Origin of the sequence: Pseudomonas sp. BIOMIG1BAC (genome assembly GCF_001705995.2) — a bacterium.
In the GTDB taxonomy this organism is placed as follows: domain Bacteria; phylum Pseudomonadota; class Gammaproteobacteria; order Pseudomonadales; family Pseudomonadaceae; genus Aquipseudomonas; species Aquipseudomonas sessilinigenes.
Window position 1 is genome coordinate 3,493,049 of sequence record NZ_CP049045.1, and the last position, 17,470, is coordinate 3,510,518.

The following is a 17,470-nucleotide window of genomic DNA, read 5'->3' on the forward strand; positions in this document are numbered from 1 at the left end:
AAACAGTGAAGCTGTGGCCTGAAATGTGACACAGCGCGCCATACAAACCAGGGAGAGTGACGAATGAAACTGATTGGCATGCTGGATTCGCCTTATGTCCGGCGGGTGGCTATTTCATTGGAGCTGTACGGCGTGGCGTTCGAGCATGAGCCGTTGTCGGTGTTCAGCACCTTCGAAGCTTTTTCCAGGATCAACCCGGCGGTGAAGGCCCCCAGCCTGGTGCTCGACGACGGTAGCGTGCTGATGGACTCGACGCTGATCCTCGACTACTTCGAAGCCACCAGCCCTGCCTCCGGCAAGCTGCTGCCCCAACAACCCCAGGCCTTGGCCAAGGCCCTGCGTACCTTGGGCCTGGCATTGGCGGCTTGCGAGAAAACCGTCCAGATCGTCTATGAACACAACCTTCGGCCAGCCGAGAAACTGCATCAGCCCTGGCTCGAGCGTGTCACCCGGCAACTGCTGGCCGCCTGCACCGAGCTGGAACAACAGCTTCTGGCCGAGCGGGCTCAAGAGCCACGCCTCGACCAGGCCGCCATCACCAGCGCAGTGGCTTGGTCCTTCATGCAGTTGATGCTCCCGGATGTGGTCAAGGCCGATGACTTCCCGAGCTTGGGAGCCCATGCCGAGCGGCTGGAATGCAGCGACCTGTTCAAGCGTTATCCCATCGCCTGAGTCGTCGGCGCGGATCGAGCCAGCCTGACCGCGCCGCCCTGCCTATTCCCGGCCATGGGAGCCATCGCCATGTACACCCTGTATTTCGCGCCGACGGCCAATGGCCACAAGATCCTGATCATGCTGGAAGCGCTGGACGTTGCTTATCGAATCCAGCGCTTGGACCTCGCCTTGGGCGACCAGCATCGGGCGGACTTCGCACGCTTGACGCCCCATGCAAAGATTCCGTTGCTGGTCGACCACGCACAAGCCTTGGTCCTCCCGGAGTCAGGCGCCATCCTGCAGTACCTGGCGGAGACTCACTCGCGCTTTCTGCCAGCGGTGGGTACGCAACGTTATGCGGTATTGCACTGGCTGGCCTGGCAGATCAGCAGCCTGGGCCCCATGGCCGGGCAGCATTATCATTTCCTCCAGCTCGATGCACAGGCCCACCATTACGCCCGCGACCGTTATTTGAAGCAGACTGCAGCCTTGTTCGATACGCTGGAAAACGCCCTGCAGGACAAGGATTTCATCTGCCACGACTATTCCATTGCCGACATGGCCATCTATCCCTGGCTACGCATCCACGCCCAGCTGAATGTGGATATCGACGACCTGCCCAATATCACCGCCTACCTGCAGCGCCTGGCTGCGCGGGAGGAAGTCATCAGCGCCTATGCCAAGGGCGCGCAAGCCTGAGCCGCCGTTTTCCCGAGCGTTGCGAGGGTGCTCGCCGCCAAGTGATGTTTCTCGCCATCATCGCCACTAAATCATTACAGTGACGCCAGATACCCTAAGCGAGTGCGAGGCCCGAGATGATGACTGGCAACCACCGAGACTCAACCAATGGCATGGACCACCTGGCGTTCGGGCGCGTATCGGTGTTCCTGGGCGAGCGCAACGGCAAATACCCGGACGGCAACCAGGTGCTGATCAAGGGCACGGACACCCTGGCTGCCCTGGATACCCCGATCAGCTCCAACAGCATCGGCCCCCTGTTCGACGCGACCGAACTGGTCGTCCTGGGCCATGCCCATGAAGACCACATGGCCGGCCTGCATCGGCTTCCCGATGCGCAAGTCCATGTGCACCAGGCAGACCTGCCGGCAGCGCGCAGTTGGGAAGGAATGGCCGCGGCCTTCGGCCTCAGCGAGGCTTGTGCCATCCAGCAGATGCTCAAGCGCTTGCAGGATGAATTCTTCTATGCCCCACGCCCCGATGCCCTGGGTTATGAGGACGGTGCATCCTGGGACCTGGGAGGCTCCAGCATCCATGCCTTTCACCTGCCCGGCCATACGGCAGGCCACAACGTGCTGCTGGTGGAGCCGGAAGGCGTGGCCTTCATTGGTGACATCGACTTGAGCAGCTTCGGCCCCTATTACGGCGATGCCAGTTCGAACCTGGCGGATTTTCGACGCAGCCTCCAGCGCCTGCCGCAGATTCCCGCCAGGACCTGGGTGACTTCCCACCATCGCGGTGTCTACACCGACCGCCAGCGCTTCCTGGAGGATCTGCAGGCATTCGCCGCCAAGATCGACGAGCGAGAGAGGCGCCTGTTGGGTTGGTTGCAGGAGCGACCCTTGAACCTGGCCCAGATGGTCGAGAAACGCCTGCTGTACCCGACAGGCTTTACCGGGACCTGGGTGACTGCTGCCGAGGCTCGGACCCTCTTGCAACACCTGGACGAGTTGCAGCACGGCGGCCAGGTCCAGCGCGACGACCAGGGGCTCTATCACCTCGGCTAATGCCCCACTACAGGCCACGCAACCAGGGGCTGTAGCAGCGCTGACCCGGTTTGCCCAGGGGGTTATCAGCAGGTGCTTTAGGGCAGATTTTTCTATGCTGGTGCCTCGTTCATCCGGCCTCCAGTGGAATTCATTCCTTGCTTTGCGACCTGATCAGCGCCATAGGCGACGGCTGGATGATTGCCAAGCCCATCGAGCCAAACAGTTCTCCGGTGCCCGCAACAGGCGTTGCTCGATGCCCTGTTGCCCCTGGTCAAGCCCCTTCCGAGCGGGAAATAGAAGAGTCGCACCGTGAATATCCAGCGTGAACCGGATAGGGCTTCAGGACGCGATCGCGACGGTGATACCCATCCACGCCATGGCCAGGATCTGGATGAAAAAGAACACGAAACGCAAGGTGGCGATCGTATCGCTCTGCGGCACACAGATATGCACCAGGCTCTGGGCGATCCGCGCAGCAAGCAGTACCAGGGCCAGGCTGTCCAGGGTGCCGCTATCGACCTCCGAGGCATTGATGGCCACGACAATCGCCGCGTAGACCGGCAGGTTCTCGATGCAGTTCCTGTGGGCCCCCATGGCTCGCTGGTACCACTCGCTCCCCTGGGGCTTGCCTGGCTGCCATTGGCTCACTGTCGCGCGTCCCGTGAGGATTCTCGACCAGCGATAAACGCCAACGGTGCTGAACAGGATGAATAATGTCCAACCGGCAAATGCCAGCAGGACCCATGTTGGGGTATTCACTGTGTACCTTCCTGATTGAGGGATAATATGCGGCGCGGAGCCGATTGCACTTTCAGCGGCGAAAGCCCGAATCATAATATTAGATTATTCTAATTTAGTAATTACTAATTTAAATGGACGACCGACATCCCATCCCCATGACTTCTGAACATTTCGACGATGACCAACGCTTCCTCGCCCAAGGTGCACAAAAGGCCGCCAGCCTGCTGCGTGCGATCAGCAACGAATACCGCTTGCAGGTGCTGTGCCTGTTGATCGAGCAAGGAGAAATTACCGTCGGCGGATTGCTGCAGCGCATCTCGCTGAGCCAGTCGGCGCTGTCGCAGCACCTGGCGAAAATGCGTGAGGAAGGCTTGGTGGCGTTCCGCCGCGAATCACAAACCTTGTATTACCGCATCGACAATCCGGACGTGGAGAAGATCATCGCCACGCTCAAGAGCATCTACCGTCCGTGAGCTGCACAAATGCGGCCAGCTCCAGGGGCAGCATGGGTGATGGGCAACGGTGCTTGACCTCACGCCGCTAGCAGCTTTCAAGCGCCCACGGCGAAGCGACTGCGATAGCTTCCCGGGCTGATGCCCATGCGCTCACGGAACAGCCGCGAGAATGAACTGACATCCAGGTAACCCACCTGGATGGCGATCTGGTCGATGTTCTGATCCCCCAGTTCCAGAAGCGCCCGGGCCGCATCGAGCCTGAGGTTTTGCAGATAATTCAGCGGTGTCATCTCCAATGCTGACTTGAAACGCCGGACCAGGGTCTTTTCACTCACGCACAAGGCCTTGGCCAGCTGCGTCATGCGGATTTCATGCTGCATGTTGCCTTGCAGCCAATGCTGCGCCTGGCTGACCAGCGAATCGCCATGCTCGCGCTCCACCAGCAGCGGCAAAAAAGCGGTCTGGGTGTTCTGGCTGACATCGATCAGCATGGTCCTGGCCGTTTGCGTGCTGATCGCCCGACCGGAGAAACGTTCGATCATCCGGATGGCCTGCAACAGGTAGGAAGCCTGGGCGCCCGCGCACACCAGTCGGTCGGCTTCGGTGAGGATCGGTCGCAGTTGCAGGTCCACCCGCGGGAAGCGCTCGCGGAACTGGCGCTCCAGCCACCAGGTGGTAGTGGCCATGCGCAGGTCCAGCAACTGGCTTTGGGCGAGCAGGAAGGTTCCGGTGCAGTTCGCGGCGATCCAGGCACCGGCTTGCCACTGTTGCACGAGCCAGGTGCAGGCTGCGCGCTCACGTTCCAGAAGCTGGTCGAATGCGCGGCTCCCGGCGTAGTGGATGCTGGGAATGAATACCAGGTCGAAGCGTTCCCTGGGCTTGATCTTCTGAGTCTGGATAGCCAGGCCATTACTGGTGGTGACCAAGCCTCCGCACAGCGACACGAAGCGCCACTGATAGCCGTGCGCGCTGCTCCCCTGACGCTGCAGGTGCGAGTTGGCAACCTGCAGGATGTCTGCGAAGCCGGTGGCACTGGATGCGTAGCAGCCATCGAAGGCCAGGATTGCAGCACAAGGCATGGAGTGTCCGATCTCGCATAGAAATTGTCTTTATAGACAATATACAGGGTCAGGCAGCCTGCCTAGAGTGGCGCGATTGCGGTTCTTCTCAACGATTGGATAGCGCTATGCCTCAAGAGACTCAGGAAATCGTGGTAGCAGGTGCGGCAAGAACGGCCATCGGCAGCTTTGGTGGCGCCTTGCGTGATCAGTCCGCTTGTGACCTGGCTACCCTGGTGGTCAAGGAAGCCATCGCTCGTGCCGGGGTGTCGCCGACACAGGTGGGGCAAATCGTGTTGGGCAACGTGCTGCATACCGAGCCACGGGACATGTATGTGTCACGCGTTGCCGGCCTGCAAGCGGGCATGGACCAGGCTTCGACCGCCCTGACCCTCAACCGCCTGTGTGGGTCCGGGCTGCAGGCCGTCGTGACGGCGGCCAACGCCATTCGCCTGGGCGAATGCGAGATTGCCATCGGCGGTGGGGTCGAGACCATGAGCCGCTCGCTCTATGCTTTGCCAGCCGCCCGTTGGGGCGCGCGCATGGGCGATAGCCAACTGATCGACATGATGACCGGCGCGCTCACCGACCCCTTCGGCGCAGGCTCCATGGGCGTCACGGCGGAAAACGTCGCAGGCCTGTATGACATCACCCGCCAGCAGCAAGATGCATTTGCCCTGCAAAGCCAGCGCAAGGCCAACGCCGCCATCGCCGCCGGGCACTTCCGCTCGCAGATCGTGCCGGTACACATCAGCTCGCGCAAAGGTACGGTGGTGTTCGATACCGATGAGCACCCGAAAACCGACGCCAGCCTGGAGTCCCTGGCCGCATTGCGCCCGGCGTTTCGCAAGGAAGGCTCGGTGACTGCCGGCAACTCCTCGGGCATCAATGACGGTGCGGCCGCCTGTGTGCTGATGACCGCCGCCGCAGCCCAACGCCACGATGTCCAACCCCTGGCGCGGATGCTCGGCTATGCCGTTTCCGGCGTCGATCCTGCCGTGATGGGGACCGGCCCGATCCCGGCGGTGCGGCAAGTGCTGCAGCGCACCGGGTTGAGCCTGGACAGCTTCGATGTGATCGAGTCCAACGAGGCCTTCGCCGCACAGGCACTGGGCGTTTGCCAGGGCCTGGGGCTGGACCCTGCGCGCACCAACCCCAATGGCGGCGCCATTGCCCTGGGCCATCCCCTGGGCGCCAGCGGTACCATCCTGGCGGTGAAATGCATCTATGAGCTGCAGCGCATCCAGGGACGTTACGGCCTGGTCACCATGTGCATCGGTGGTGGCCAGGGCATCGCCGTGGTCTTCGAGCGAATCTGAACCGCGCCCCGTGCAGCGAAGGGCGGCCCTGCCCTTCGCTGACTCCTCGCCGGCAAGCAGATAGCACCATCACGCCAGGAGCGCTTGTCACAGGAAACATCCATCTAGACTCAAATGAATCAACAAAGGCTCAATTGTGAATTACAATGCTCGGATGCAAGCAAAAGTAATTTTCTGTTAAAGCCCTTCCCGATCTGTCTGGAAATGAATGATCCCATGGCCCCTGATGATGAACGCCTTCTCAAGTTGCTGACCACCGCGATAGTCAACCACCCCCGTGCGACCATGAAGGATCTTGCCGTGCTGGCCGGCGTCAGCAAGGCGACGCTGAACCGCCACTACGGCACTCGAGCGAACCTGGAGTACCAGCTCGAGGCGCACGCCAAGGGCGTGTTGGCACAGATCACTCGCACCGCCGAGCTGCACAGCGCCGAGCCATTGCACGCCCTGCAGTACCTGATCAAGGAGCATCTCACCCACCGTGACATGCTGGCCTTGCTGCTATTCGAGAACCGCCCGAAGACTCCCCCCCTGGAAAACGAAGAGTCCTATGCCAAGGACCTGGATGCATTTTTCCTGCGGGGGCAGCACCTGGGAGTGTTCCGCATCGACATCAGCGCCGCGGCCTTTACCGAGCTGTTCATCAATCTGGTCTACGGCATGGTCGACGCCGAACGCCGCGGGCGCGCAGCCAGTTCCAGGTCGGCCAGCACCCTGGTGCAGATATTCCTCCACGGCAGCGTCGCCTCGGCCGCCAGCAACCTGCCGGAATGAAAATGGCCGGCGGGGTCGCCCCAGCCGGCCATGGTTTTTCATTTATTTGAGCAGCGGTACTTGCTGCCCGGTCTGCAGTACTTCTGCAGCATCCAGTTGCGCCTCGATCTGCAGGAAACGCATGGCGATCTTTGGCGACATCTGCTGTGCGACTTCATCAATGTAGCGATACAGGACCTTCTGCTGCTTCTCGTGCAGGGCCTTGTAGGTCTTGATCATTCCTGCCGCCTCCTCATTGCTCACCGCCCCGGAACCGTAGGCCCGCGCATACTCCACCAGCAGCTGGAACGAGTCCTTGTTCAGCCCGTCCATTTCATTGCGATAGCGTGTGTAGATCGGCCAGAAGGCCTCGGCCTGTTCGCTATCGAGTTCCATGTTTGCCTCCACCATGCGCTTGCGCTTGTAATTGAGGGCTTCGATCTGGTTCTTGATCTTCTCCTTGTTCTCGCTCATTACCTCCTGGACCGAAGGCAAAGGCTCCTGTGCCTGTGCGGCGAAACACAGGCCGGCGGTGAACAGTACAGTACACAACAGGCGCCTGGACATGGCGTGACTCCTTTTACATTGGCTTGAAAACAGCTTGATCACCGCGAGGCTTCCTTGAGCGCGATCTTCGGTGCCCATTCCAGCCATTCATCATTGACGGCATCGAACAGGGCAAAGGTCTGGCCTGGCCTGGCCTGTTCGCCCATTTGCGGATTGTCCGGCGTGGCGAAGGCAATGCCGCCCGCCACCAGCGCCTCCAGGGACTCGGTGCGCACGGACACCCCCTTGAACAGGCCCGCCTCGATGCCTACCCCGCTGGCGTTCCAGAAGCGGCTTGCGGTGTGCACCAGCGGTGCATAGCGCGGCTCGATAAGAATGCTGATCAGCACCCGGTCCGCTTGTTGTCCCAGGCTCATGTCGATGACTTTGCCCACCGGCATCTTGCGATAGGTCACCGGGCTGCCGAGCTTGATCGAGCCCTTGTCCGCAGCGCTCAGGGTCAAGCGCAAGCCATCGCCGAGCCCGAGCAGGTTCGGGGCTTCTTCCTGGATCTGGAAGCGCGTCTGGCGCTCTCCCGGACGGCTCGCCGGCAAGGCCTCGATGTAGGGACCGCTAACCAGGGTGCCGAGATTTTCCGTGCGCAACAGCCCCAGTGCCGGCCGTACGACCCAGAAGCGCGTGCCGCTGCGGGCGAACTGCTCGCCGTTGGCCCCCAGGCGCGCCTTGAGCAACACCCCGGACAGGTCATTCTTCAAGCCGATGCCTTCGACCTTGCCGATCACCAACCCCTTGAACCGAATCGGCGTACCTTCGCGCAGGCCTTCGGCATCCTCGACACCCAGCTGGACCTCCACACCGCGGGCCATGGCGGCCTCCTCACTGTCGTAGAGGGCGAACCGGCGATCCTCGCCCGAGGACGACGCCTTGGGGTCCAGAGTGTCGAAGGCGATGCCGCCATTGATCAAGGTCTGCAGCGACTCGCTCTTGACCTTGACCCCGGTGAAGTCGCCGCTCAGGGTCACGCCACTGGCGTTCCAGAAGCGCGTGGAGCTGTTTACCAGGCGCGCGTACTCGGGCTCGACATGCACCCCGATCATCACTTGCTGGTTGTCCGCCGACAGCTGGTAGCTCTGCACGCTGCCGACACGGATCTGCCGGTAGAGCACCGGCGCCCCGACCTCCACCGAACCGCGCCGGTCACTGGTCAGCACCAGGTGCAGGCCCGGTACGTTCATGTCCATGGGCGGCGCCTTGGAGCGGGCGCTGAATTCCCGGCGCGGCGCCCCGCTCTTGGCAAAACGCACGGCGATGTAGTTGCCCTTGACCAGGGCATCCAGGCCAGTGATCCCGGCCAGCGAGATATTCGGTTTTACGGTCCAGAACTCGGTGCCCTCCAGCAGCAGGGCCTCGACCCGCGGGTCCATCGCCAGCTCGGCGGTGGCGCCACTGAAGTCCTGGTTCATGTCGACGGTCTTGACCAGGCCGACCTGCACGCCGTTGTACATGACCGGGGTGCGCCCGGGCTCGATTTCACTCAGGTCCTTCATCTTCAGCTTCACCCGCAGGCCGACCTGGGCCGCGTCGTAGTCCTCATACAGGCGAAACGGCTTGGTCGGATCGGTGGGTGGGCTGTCGCGGTGGTTGTCCGCCGTGGCGAAGGAAATACCGCCCGCGGCCAGGGTCAGCAGCGATTCGCTGCGCACCTTGAAGCCCGACAGGCTGCCGGAGATCGAGATGCCGCTGGCGTTCCAGAAACGCGTGTGCTTGCGCACCAGGTCGGCGTAGGCCGGCTCGATATGCACCTTGATCTCGATGGTGCGCTGGTCCTCGCCGAGCTGGAAGCTTTTCACCTGGCCCACCAGGATCTGCTTGTAGAACACCGGGCTACCCTGCTCCAGGGAACCCAGGCGGTCGGCTTTGAGAGTGATGTGCAGTCCGGGCACCTTCTCGGACATCGGTGGCGGTTCAGCCAGGGCTGTATAGGAGCGCACGCCTTGATCGCCCTTGTCGCCCTTGGCCGGATCCACCGCGATATAGACCCCGGAGACCAGGGTCTCCAGGCCTGTCACGCCCGCCAGGGACACCCGCGGCTTGACCAACCAGAAACGCGTATCGTTGTTCAGGTACTCCCGGGACTCCTTGGTCAACTCGATGGAGGCGATCACCCCCTTGATGTCTTCGCTGACACTCAGGTCCACCACCTTGCCGACCGAAATGCCCTTGTACAGCACCTCGGTCTTCTTGGCCTGGATGCCGTCGCCGCTCTCGAAGCGGACCTGGATCACCGGGCCGGCTTCGTCATAGGCGCGCCAGGCCAGCCAGGCGCCGATGACCAGGGCGAGCAGTGGCAGGATCCAGATCGCCGACCAGTTGCTGGTCTGGTGTTTTTTGGGGGCAGGCAAGTCACTCATTTTCATTATCCAAGTGGGTGTTGTCCCATATCAGTCGTGGGTCGAAAGTCACTGCTGCCAGCATGGTCAGCACCACTACGCTGGCAAAGGCGGCGGCACCGAGATTGGCCTCGATCCGCGCCAGGTGGCCAAAGTTCACCAGGGCCACCAGGATCGCGATGACGAAAATATCCAACATCGACCAGCGCCCGACCCACTCGATGAAGCGGTACATGACGATTCGCTGGCGAGCGGACATCGGCTGGTGGCGTTGCACCGAGTAGAGCAACAGCGCAATGCCCACCAGCTTGAAGGTGGGCACGACGATACTGGCCACGAACACCACCAGGGCGATGGGGGTCATGCCCAGTTGGACCAGGCTGCCCACGCCACTCATGATCGTGGCCGGCGACCCGCTGCCGAAGATGTTGACGGTCATGATCGGCAACAGGTTGGCGGGGATGTACAAAATCATCGCGGTGATCAGCAAGGCCCAGGTGCGCCTGATGCTGTTCGGGCGGCGCGCATGCAACACCGCACTACAGCGGCTGCAGCGCGGTGATCGCTCCTGGCCGGCCGGGTTGAGTTGATGACATTCACCGCAGACCCAAATGCCTGCATCGATTGCACGCATCAATGACCCTCCTTGACCGGCACCTGCCCAGGCGACCCCGGGTAGGCGCCGGCACTCGATCAGGGCTGCGCCTGGCGTTGCGCCAGTTGCTGGTCCTGGTTGTCTTTCCAGCCGCCGCCCAGGGAGCGGAACAGATTCACCAGGGCGATCTGCCGTTGGGTACTGGCCTCGATGAACGCGGTTTCATTGGCGAAGCTCGCACGCTGGGCGTCGAGGTAGCGCAAGTGGCTGTCGATCCCTCCCTCGTAACGTGCCTTGGCCAGTTTCAGCGATTCGACGCTGGTATTGGCCAGGGCGCGGCGAGCGGCTTCTTCCCGGCGCAGGGTGTCGGTAGCGGCCAGGGCGTCCGCCACTTCGCGAAACGCGGTCTGGATGGTGCCCTCGTACGCCGCGACGGCCGAGTCCTTGCGGGCCTCGGCCAGGCTCAGGCTTGCACGATTACGCCCACCATCGAAGATGGGCAACGATAGGGTCGGTATGAAGCTCCAGGAACGTGAGCCGCCATCGAACAGGCCGGACATCTGCGCACTGGAGGTGCCGAAGCTGCCGGTCAAGGTGATCCGCGGGAAGAACGCCGCCCGCGCAGCGCCGATGTCGGCATTGCGCGCTTGCAGACGGTGTTCGGCGGCCAGGATGTCCGGACGTCGCTCGATCAGCGACGACGGCGAACCCGCAGCGATGTCCTGTACCAGCAACAGCTTGTCTTGCTGGGTCTGGGGAATCGATGTCGCTGCATCCGGGGTACCCAGCAGCAGCACCAGGGCGTTGAATGCCTGCTGTTTCTGCCGCAGGGCGGCCTCTTCGTCGGCCCGGGACTGCTCAACCAGCCCCAGCGCTTCCTGGTAGTCCAGCGCGGTGGCGTTACCCACGGCACGATGCCGACTGATCAGGGCGAAGGAGTACTCGCGACTGATCAGGGTCTGCTGGGTCAGGGCCAGGCGGCGCTGGGCGCCGTCATGGACCAGGTACGCCTGGGTGACCTCAGCGATCAGCGCGATACGTGCCGAGCGCCCCGCCTCCTCGGTGGCCAGGTATTGCTGCAGGGCCGCATCGCTGAGGCTCTTGACCCGACCGAACAGGTCGACTTCGTACTCAGGCAGCGACAGGCCGACCTGGTAGGTGCTGGCCACGCTGGATTGCCCCTTGCTGGACAGGTCCGCCGGCAGGCGCTGGCGGTTGCCCGAGGCCCCCGCGCTCAGCCCCGGGATACGATCGGCCCGCTGGATACGGTACTGCGCTCGGGCCTGTTCGATGTCCAGCAGGGTCTGGCGCAGCGAACGGTTATTGTCCAGGGCGGTACCGACCAGCTTGCGCAACTGCGGATCGACAATGAAGCTCTGCCAATCCAGTTCGCTGGCCTGACGCCCCTGCTGGGCGGACGCGCCGCTCCAGCTATCGGCGACCGGCGCAGCCGGACGTTCATAGGTCGGGGCCATCGAACAACCACCCAGGGCCAGGGCGATCAGCAGCGCCGATACGGTAAAAGCAGGAATACGCATGCTGATCACTCCTGGGGCAGGGCTGGTTGTTCGGTAGCAGGCCGTTTGGTACGCAGCACCGACAGCAGCCAGACGAAGCAGATAGGCACGAACAGCACGCCCAGGAAGGTGGCGCTGAGCATGCCACCGATCACGCCGGTACCGATGGCGCGCTGGCTGGCCGCACCGGCACCGGTGGCGATGGCCAGGGGGACCACGCCCAGGATGAAGGCCATGGACGTCATGATGATCGGGCGGAAGCGCAGGCGAGCGGCCTCGATAGCGGCATCACGCAGGCTATAGCCCTTCTCCCACAGTTCCTTGGCGAACTCGACGATCAGGATCGCGTTCTTCGCCGACAGACCGATGATGGTGATCAAGCCGACCTTGAAGTACACGTCGTTGGGCATGCCCACGAGGATCACCGCCAGCACTGCACCCACGGCGCCGATCGGTACGATCAGCATCACCGACAACGGGATCGACCAGCTTTCGTACAGCGCCACCAACAGCAGGAACACCACCAGGATCGCCAGGGCGAACAGGCCCGATGCCTGGCCCGCGGAAACCTTCTCCTGGTAGGACAGGCCGGTCCATTCGTAGCCGATGCCCGGTGGCAGTTGCGAAGCCAGGTGTTCCATTTCGGCCATGGCCTGGCCGGTGCTGTAGCCCGGGCCTGCGTCACCGACGATACGGATCGACGGATAGCCGTTGTAGCGCACCAGTTGCACCGGCCCCTCTTCCCACTTGCTGGTTACGAAGGCACTGAGGGGTACCTGATTACCTTTGTTGTTGGGTACGTAGAGCTTGAGCACGCTTTCCGGAGTCATGCGCGCGCCCTGCTCGGCCTGGATCACCACCCGTTGCTGGCGACCGGCATTGGTGAAATCGTTGACCACATCGGAACCGAAGGCCGAGGACAAGGTAGAACTGATGGTCTCGAAGTTGACGCCCTGGGCCCGGGCTTTCTCACGGTCGATCAACAGGCGCAATTGTGGCGCCTCGGCCAGGCCTTCCATCATGCCGTAGAGGAACTTCGGATTGCCGTTGACCTGGCTCAGCAGCGTGTCCCGTGCTTGCAGCAGGGCCTCGCGCCCCAAGCCACCACGGTCCATCAGGCGCAGGGCGAAGCCGCCGGAGTTGCCCAGGCCATCGATAGGTGGCGGCGAGACCGCCATGATGGTGCCGTCGCTTGGCAATGCAAAGTGCTGGTTCAACGCGGCGACCTCAGCGGCAACAGATTCTTCCTTGCCGCGTACCGACCAATCTTTAAAAACCGGGAATGCGAGTGCCGCGTTGTCCCCCTGGCCGGAGAAGCTGAAACCGGAGACGAGAAAGACCGAATCCACCGCATTGCGTCCCTTGAGGTACTGTTCCAGCTCCTTGCCCGTGGTGTCGGTCCGCATGCGGCTGGCGCCGGGCGGCAGTTGCACGTCGACGATCATGTAGCCCAGGTCTTCGCTGGGTACGAAGGCTTCCGGCAGGCGCAGGTAGGTGTAGCCCAGCAGTGCGACGATACCGGCGTACACCAGCATGAAGCGCCCGGCACGCTTGACCAGCCCGGAACTGAGCACCGAATAGCGCTCGGTCACGCGGGCAAAGCCACGGTTGAAGGCACCGAAGAAACCACGTTTTTCGTGATGCCCTTCGGGGACCGGCTTGAGCAGCGTGGCGCACAGCGCCGGGGTGAAGGTCAGGGCCAGGAAGCCGGAGAACAGGATCGAGATCGCCAGGGATACCGAGAACTGCTGGTAGATGACGCCCACCGAGCCGCTCATGAAGGCCAGCGGCATGAACACCGCGGACAGTACCAGGGTGATACCGACGATGGCGCCGGATACCTGTTTCATCGCCTTGATCGTCGCGTCGGTCGGGGACAGCCCCTCCTCGGCCATGATCCGCTCGACGTTCTCCACCACCACGATGGCGTCGTCCACCAGGATGCCGATGGCCAGCACCATGCCGAACATGGTCATCATGTTCACCGAGAAGCCCAGCAGGTACATCACGGCCAGGGTACCGAGCAGACACACGGGTACCACGATGGATGGAATCAGGGTGTAGCGCACGTTCTGCAGGAACAGGAACATCACCAGGAACACCAGGACCATGGCTTCGAGCAGGGTATGGATCACCTTCTCGATGGCCACGTCGACGAAACGCGAGGTGTCGTAGGGTACGGAGTACTGCATGTCGCTGGGGAAGAACTGCGACAGTTCGGCCAGGCGAGCCTTGACCAGGGTCGCGGTCTCGATGGCGTTGGCGCCTGGCGACAGCTGGATGGCGCCGCCTACACCTGGAGTGCCGTTGAGGCGCGAGGAGATGTTGTAGCTTTCGCTGCCGACTTCCAGGCGAGCGACGTCAGCCAGCTTGACGGTAGAGCCGTCGGGATTGGAGCGCAGGACGACCTGGCCGAACTCTTGTGGGTTGTCCAGGGTGCCCTTGACTGCAAGGGTCGCGGTCAGCTCTTGTTCACTGGTGCCTGGCGCGCTGCCGAAGGCGCCCGCCGGTACCTGTACGTTCTGCCCGCGGATGGCGGTGCTCACGTCCTCGATGGACAGGCCATAACCCACCAGTTTCTGTGGATCGATCCAGACCCGCATCGCGGCTTCGGAGGAGAAGAACTGCAGCTTGCCGACACCCGGCAGGCGACGCAGTTCGTTGTTGATGTTACGCGCGGCATAGTCGCCCAAAGCCGTGGTGTCGCTGCGCTCTGCGCCTTCCTTGTAGTTCAGGGCGTAGATCAACAGGAAGCCGGCGCTGGTCTGCTCGACCTGCAAGCCCTGGGTGAGTACAGCCTGGGGCATGCGCGCCTCGGCTTTCTTCAGGCGGTTCTGCACATCGACCTGGGCCAGGTCCGGGTCGGTACCGGGCTGGAAGGTCACGACGATTTCGGCCGAACCGTTGGAGTTGTTGGTCGATTCGAAATAGAGCAGGCCCTTGGCGCCGTTGAGCGACTCTTCGAGCACGCTGGTCACCGACTCCACCAGCACTTTGGCCGAAGCACCCGGGTAGGTCGCGCTTACCGTGATCTGGGGTGGTGCAACACTGGGGTACTGCGCCACCGGCAGCTTGGAAATGATCAGCAGGCCGGCCAGGGAGATGAACAGAGCCACCACCCAGGCAAAATTCGGGCGCTTGATGAAAAAATCAGACATCAAAAAATCCTCGTGTCGTGGCCGAGCTTATTGTTTCTGCCCGGTTGGCGTTGCCTGGGCCTGCGTTGGAGTCACCTTGACCCCCGGTTGCACAGCGGCCAGGCCGCCAACGATCACCTGATCCCCGGCCTTCAGGCCTTCGGTGATCTGCCAGCGCGAACCCTGCATGGTGCCGGTGGTTACGCTGCGAGCCTCGGCCCGGCTGTCCGCCCCCACGACCATCACGTGGGAACTGCCGTCATTGGCACGCTTGACGGCACGCTGCGGCACCAGGATGGCATGGTTGTCAGTGCCCTGTGGGGTGTTCACCCGCACGTACATACCTGGCAGCAGGACGCCATCGGCGTTGTCGAACTTGCCGCGCAAGGTGATCTGGCCGGTACCAGGATCGACCGCCACATCGGCGAATTGCAGTGCGCCCTTGCGCTCATAAGAAGTGCCTTCGACTCGAATCGTCAGGGCCTTGCCATCCCCTTCGGCCAGGCTGCCGCTCTTGAGCGACTCACGCAGGCGCAAGGCGTCGGCAGCGGTCTGGGTGAAGTCGGCGTAGATGGGATTGAGCTGCTGGATACGCGCCATCAAGGTTGCATCCCCCTGCCCCACCAAGGCGCCTTCGGTCACCAGGGCACGGCCCACCCGGCCGGAAATCGGCGCAGTAACCGAGGCATACCCCAGGTTCAAGCGCGCGGTCTCCAGATCGGCCTGGGCCGAGCGAGTGGCCGCCTGGGCGCTGTTCAGGTCGGCGCTGGCCTTGTCGTAGTCCTGTTGGCTGACGGCTTCGATCTTCACCAGTGGCTCGTAGCGCTTGACTCGCGCCTGGGCTTCCTTGAGGCCGGCCTGAGCCCGTGCCAGGTCGCCTTCGGCGCGAGACGCCGCGGCCTTGAGCGGCGCGGGGTCGATCTGGAACAGCAGGTCCCCGGCCTTGACGTCGGCGCCCTCTTCAAAGCGCTTCTTCATGACAATGCCTGCCACCCGGGCGCGCACTTCGGCAACCCGCATCGGTTCGATACGTCCTGGCAACTCCGAAGTCAGAGCCAGGGACTCGGTCTTCACTGCAACGACATCCACCGGCAGCACCATTTCCGCCTGTTGTGGTTGCTCGGCCGAGGGGCCGCATCCTGCCAACGCAATGACAGCTGCCAATGCACTGATCCTTCCTATTGCACGCAAATCGACCATGGCACACCCAACTATTGATTGATAATGTCCAGAATGGTACTTTCAAACCATAAATGAGTCAATAACGTCTCACATGAGCTTTTTTGTCTCAACTCTCTTTAGGAAGCACTACGAAATTCTTGCGCACGGATGTGCACTGCAAGATTCAACTGGGACCTGCTGATGACCCTGACGCCCCATGACGAACGATTCATCAAGGCGCTGGCCGTTGCCATCGTCGACCATCCGCGAGCCACGCTTAAGGAGCTGGCGGAAGCCGCCGGCATGAGCCGCGCTACCCTGCATCGCTTCTGTGGAACCCGTGACCACTTGCTCGAGATGCTCGAGTCCTATGGCGAGGACGTGTTGCACCAGATCATCGAATCCTCTTGCCTTGAGAGTGCCGAGCCCCTGGCGGCGCTGCATGACCTGATCAAGGAGCATCTGGCCCATCGCGAAGTGCTGATCTTCCTGGTGTTCCAGTACCGCCCCGACTTCCTCGACCCCGAGTTCGATGGCGCCCGCTGGCAGCCCTACATCGACTCACTGGATGCGTTCTTCCTGCGCGGGCAGCATCGCGGAGTATTTCGCATCGACGTTACCGCCGCGGTGTTCACCGAGCTCTTCCTCACCCTGGTCTATGGCATGGTCGATGCAGAGCGACGCGGGCGGGCAGCCAGCGCCAACTCCGCCCATACTCTCGAACAGATGTTTCTGTATGGCGCTTCCAGCCTGCCACCCGCTTAAATCCAGGCCATGCCCTGACAGGATCCATTCAATGCCGCACCCCAAGCCCACCGGTTTGCCCAATCTGCCTCTGCAGGACCTGATCGCTTGCCATGAATGCGACCTGCTCATGCGCCGCGAACCTCTGGCGGCCGGTGAAAAAAGCTGCTGCCCGCGTTGCGGTTACGAATTGGCCGCGCACCGCCATCAGTGGCGGCGTCGCTGCTTTGCCCTGGTCCTGACTGCGCTGCTCCTCTACATACCGGCCAACTTCCTGCCGATCATGCACCTGACCCTCCTCGGGCAGACCCGTAGCGACACGCTCTGGACAGGCGTGGTCGGGCTCTATGACAGCGGCATGCAGGGAGTCGCCATCCTCGTGTTGCTGAGCAGCATGGTGATCCCGTTGCTCAAGTTGCTCTGCCAACTGCTGGTGCTGCTCAGCCTGCATTTTCGTATCGCCCTCCGGACCGGGATGCTGCTCTACCGCAGTTACCATCACTTGCGCGAGTGGGGCATGCTCGAGGTATACCTGATCGGCATCCTGGTCTCCATCGTCAAGCTGGTGGATATCGCCGACCTGAGCCTGGGTATAGGCCTGGCTTGCTTCGTGGCACTGCTGCTGACCCAGATCTGGCTCGAGATGAGCATGTCACCGCATCAGGTTTGGGACGCATTGGCCGAGGAGATCGACGAACCTGCACGTTGACCC

Annotated in this window: 16 protein-coding genes; 8 read left to right on the forward strand and 8 right to left on the reverse strand. The window is 62.3% G+C overall.

Annotated elements, in window-relative coordinates; genetic code table 11:
- Window positions 1-63 precede the first annotated feature (63 nt).
- The 3 genes from ATY02_RS16290 (at window position 64) to ATY02_RS16300 (ending at window position 2,399) form a co-directional block, all read left to right on the forward strand.
- Complete coding sequence (locus tag ATY02_RS16290) at window positions 64-672, forward strand: glutathione S-transferase (protein WP_068576873.1); 609 nt, start codon at window positions 64-66, stop codon at window positions 670-672.
- Between the two features lie 69 nt (window positions 673-741).
- A complete protein-coding gene (locus ATY02_RS16295; protein WP_068576870.1) occupies window positions 742-1,353 on the forward strand; it encodes a glutathione S-transferase family protein in 612 nt (203 codons plus the stop codon).
- Between the two features lie 116 nt (window positions 1,354-1,469).
- On the forward strand, window positions 1,470-2,399 hold the full coding sequence (locus ATY02_RS16300) for an MBL fold metallo-hydrolase (RefSeq protein WP_068576868.1): 930 nt from the start codon (window positions 1,470-1,472) through the stop codon (window positions 2,397-2,399).
- A gap of 321 nt (window positions 2,400-2,720) precedes the next feature.
- On the opposite strand, the gene ATY02_RS16305 is transcribed toward ATY02_RS16300, so the two are convergent.
- Window positions 2,721-3,140 carry an MAPEG family protein gene (locus ATY02_RS16305; protein WP_068576866.1) on the reverse strand — a complete coding sequence of 140 codons (420 nt, stop codon included), beginning with the start codon at window positions 3,138-3,140 and terminating at the stop codon, window positions 2,721-2,723.
- A 137-nt stretch (window positions 3,141-3,277) separates the two neighbouring features.
- On the opposite strand from ATY02_RS16305, the gene ATY02_RS16310 reads away from it, so the two are divergent.
- Window positions 3,278-3,595: an ArsR/SmtB family transcription factor gene (locus tag ATY02_RS16310; protein ID WP_068576864.1), complete on the forward strand. Its 318-nt coding sequence runs from the start codon at window positions 3,278-3,280 to the stop codon at window positions 3,593-3,595.
- A 77-nt stretch (window positions 3,596-3,672) separates the two neighbouring features.
- Here the strand turns inward: ATY02_RS16310 and ATY02_RS16315 are convergent, their stop codons facing one another.
- On the reverse strand, window positions 3,673-4,656 hold the full coding sequence (locus ATY02_RS16315; protein ID WP_068576862.1) for a GlxA family transcriptional regulator: 984 nt from the start codon (window positions 4,654-4,656) through the stop codon (window positions 3,673-3,675).
- A 107-nt stretch (window positions 4,657-4,763) separates the two neighbouring features.
- Between ATY02_RS16315 and ATY02_RS16320 the strand changes: the two genes are divergently transcribed.
- Together ATY02_RS16320 and ATY02_RS16325 are read left to right on the forward strand one after the other, a co-directional pair.
- Window positions 4,764-5,954, forward strand: a complete 1,191-nt coding sequence (locus ATY02_RS16320; RefSeq protein ID WP_068576859.1) for an acetyl-CoA C-acyltransferase family protein — start codon at window positions 4,764-4,766, stop codon at window positions 5,952-5,954.
- Between the two features lie 216 nt (window positions 5,955-6,170).
- Window positions 6,171-6,728, forward strand: coding sequence for a TetR/AcrR family transcriptional regulator (locus ATY02_RS16325; RefSeq protein WP_068576857.1), 558 nt, complete (start codon window positions 6,171-6,173; stop codon window positions 6,726-6,728).
- A 42-nt stretch (window positions 6,729-6,770) separates the two neighbouring features.
- On the opposite strand, the gene ATY02_RS16330 is transcribed toward ATY02_RS16325, so the two are convergent.
- The 6 genes from ATY02_RS16330 to ATY02_RS16355 are packed head-to-tail and all read right to left on the reverse strand — an operon-like array spanning window position 6,771 to window position 16,053.
- Window positions 6,771-7,274 carry a transcriptional regulator gene (locus ATY02_RS16330; RefSeq protein ID WP_068576855.1) on the reverse strand — a complete coding sequence of 168 codons (504 nt, stop codon included), beginning with the start codon at window positions 7,272-7,274 and terminating at the stop codon, window positions 6,771-6,773.
- Between the two features lie 38 nt (window positions 7,275-7,312).
- Window positions 7,313-9,625, reverse strand: coding sequence for a PqiB family protein (locus ATY02_RS16335; RefSeq protein WP_164823683.1), 2,313 nt, complete (start codon window positions 9,623-9,625; stop codon window positions 7,313-7,315).
- Window positions 9,618-10,238 carry a paraquat-inducible protein A gene (locus ATY02_RS16340; RefSeq protein WP_068576854.1) on the reverse strand — a complete coding sequence of 207 codons (621 nt, stop codon included), beginning with the start codon at window positions 10,236-10,238 and terminating at the stop codon, window positions 9,618-9,620. The genes ATY02_RS16335 and ATY02_RS16340 overlap by 8 nt, the downstream gene beginning before the upstream one ends.
- 59 nt (window positions 10,239-10,297) lie before the next feature.
- A complete protein-coding gene (locus ATY02_RS16345; RefSeq protein ID WP_068576852.1) occupies window positions 10,298-11,737 on the reverse strand; it encodes an efflux transporter outer membrane subunit in 1,440 nt (479 codons plus the stop codon).
- Window positions 11,738-11,742: 5 nt separating this feature from the next.
- Window positions 11,743-14,874: an efflux RND transporter permease subunit gene (locus tag ATY02_RS16350; RefSeq protein ID WP_164823684.1), complete on the reverse strand. Its 3,132-nt coding sequence runs from the start codon at window positions 14,872-14,874 to the stop codon at window positions 11,743-11,745.
- Between the two features lie 27 nt (window positions 14,875-14,901).
- Entirely contained in the window at window positions 14,902-16,053 is a 1,152-nt protein-coding gene (locus tag ATY02_RS16355; protein ID WP_068576176.1) for a MexC family multidrug efflux RND transporter periplasmic adaptor subunit, read from the reverse strand.
- A 162-nt stretch (window positions 16,054-16,215) separates the two neighbouring features.
- On the opposite strand from ATY02_RS16355, the gene ATY02_RS16360 reads away from it, so the two are divergent.
- Together ATY02_RS16360 and ATY02_RS16365 are read left to right on the forward strand one after the other, a co-directional pair.
- On the forward strand, window positions 16,216-16,779 hold the full coding sequence (locus ATY02_RS16360; RefSeq protein ID WP_068576196.1) for a TetR/AcrR family transcriptional regulator: 564 nt from the start codon (window positions 16,216-16,218) through the stop codon (window positions 16,777-16,779).
- Between the two features lie 31 nt (window positions 16,780-16,810).
- Window positions 16,811-17,467, forward strand: a complete 657-nt coding sequence (locus ATY02_RS16365; RefSeq protein WP_068576174.1) for a paraquat-inducible protein A — start codon at window positions 16,811-16,813, stop codon at window positions 17,465-17,467.
- Window positions 17,468-17,470 lie beyond the last annotated feature (3 nt).

Excerpts from the sequence above, each read along its gene's own strand:
- ATY02_RS16330 (WP_068576855.1), bottom strand. The coding sequence starts at position 7,274 with ATGTCCAGGCGCCTGTTGTGTACTGTACTGTTCACCGCCGGCCTGTGT.
- ATY02_RS16300 (WP_068576868.1), top strand. The coding sequence starts at position 1,470 with ATGATGACTGGCAACCACCGAGACTCAACCAATGGCATGGACCACCTG.
- ATY02_RS16315 (WP_068576862.1), bottom strand. The coding sequence starts at position 4,656 with ATGCCTTGTGCTGCAATCCTGGCCTTCGATGGCTGCTACGCATCCAGT.
- ATY02_RS16360 (WP_068576196.1), top strand. The coding sequence starts at position 16,216 with ATGACCCTGACGCCCCATGACGAACGATTCATCAAGGCGCTGGCCGTT.
- ATY02_RS16310 (WP_068576864.1), top strand. The coding sequence starts at position 3,278 with ATGACTTCTGAACATTTCGACGATGACCAACGCTTCCTCGCCCAAGGT.
- ATY02_RS16345 (WP_068576852.1), bottom strand. The coding sequence starts at position 11,737 with ATGCGTATTCCTGCTTTTACCGTATCGGCGCTGCTGATCGCCCTGGCC.
- ATY02_RS16295 (WP_068576870.1), top strand. The coding sequence starts at position 742 with ATGTACACCCTGTATTTCGCGCCGACGGCCAATGGCCACAAGATCCTG.
- ATY02_RS16290 (WP_068576873.1), top strand. The coding sequence starts at position 64 with ATGAAACTGATTGGCATGCTGGATTCGCCTTATGTCCGGCGGGTGGCT.
- ATY02_RS16325 (WP_068576857.1), top strand. The coding sequence starts at position 6,171 with ATGGCCCCTGATGATGAACGCCTTCTCAAGTTGCTGACCACCGCGATA.
- ATY02_RS16365 (WP_068576174.1), top strand. The coding sequence starts at position 16,811 with ATGCCGCACCCCAAGCCCACCGGTTTGCCCAATCTGCCTCTGCAGGAC.
- ATY02_RS16355 (WP_068576176.1), bottom strand. The coding sequence starts at position 16,053 with ATGGTCGATTTGCGTGCAATAGGAAGGATCAGTGCATTGGCAGCTGTC.
- ATY02_RS16350 (WP_164823684.1), bottom strand. The coding sequence starts at position 14,874 with ATGTCTGATTTTTTCATCAAGCGCCCGAATTTTGCCTGGGTGGTGGCT.
- ATY02_RS16320 (WP_068576859.1), top strand. The coding sequence starts at position 4,764 with ATGCCTCAAGAGACTCAGGAAATCGTGGTAGCAGGTGCGGCAAGAACG.
- ATY02_RS16335 (WP_164823683.1), bottom strand. The coding sequence starts at position 9,625 with ATGAGTGACTTGCCTGCCCCCAAAAAACACCAGACCAGCAACTGGTCG.
- ATY02_RS16340 (WP_068576854.1), bottom strand. The coding sequence starts at position 10,238 with ATGCGTGCAATCGATGCAGGCATTTGGGTCTGCGGTGAATGTCATCAA.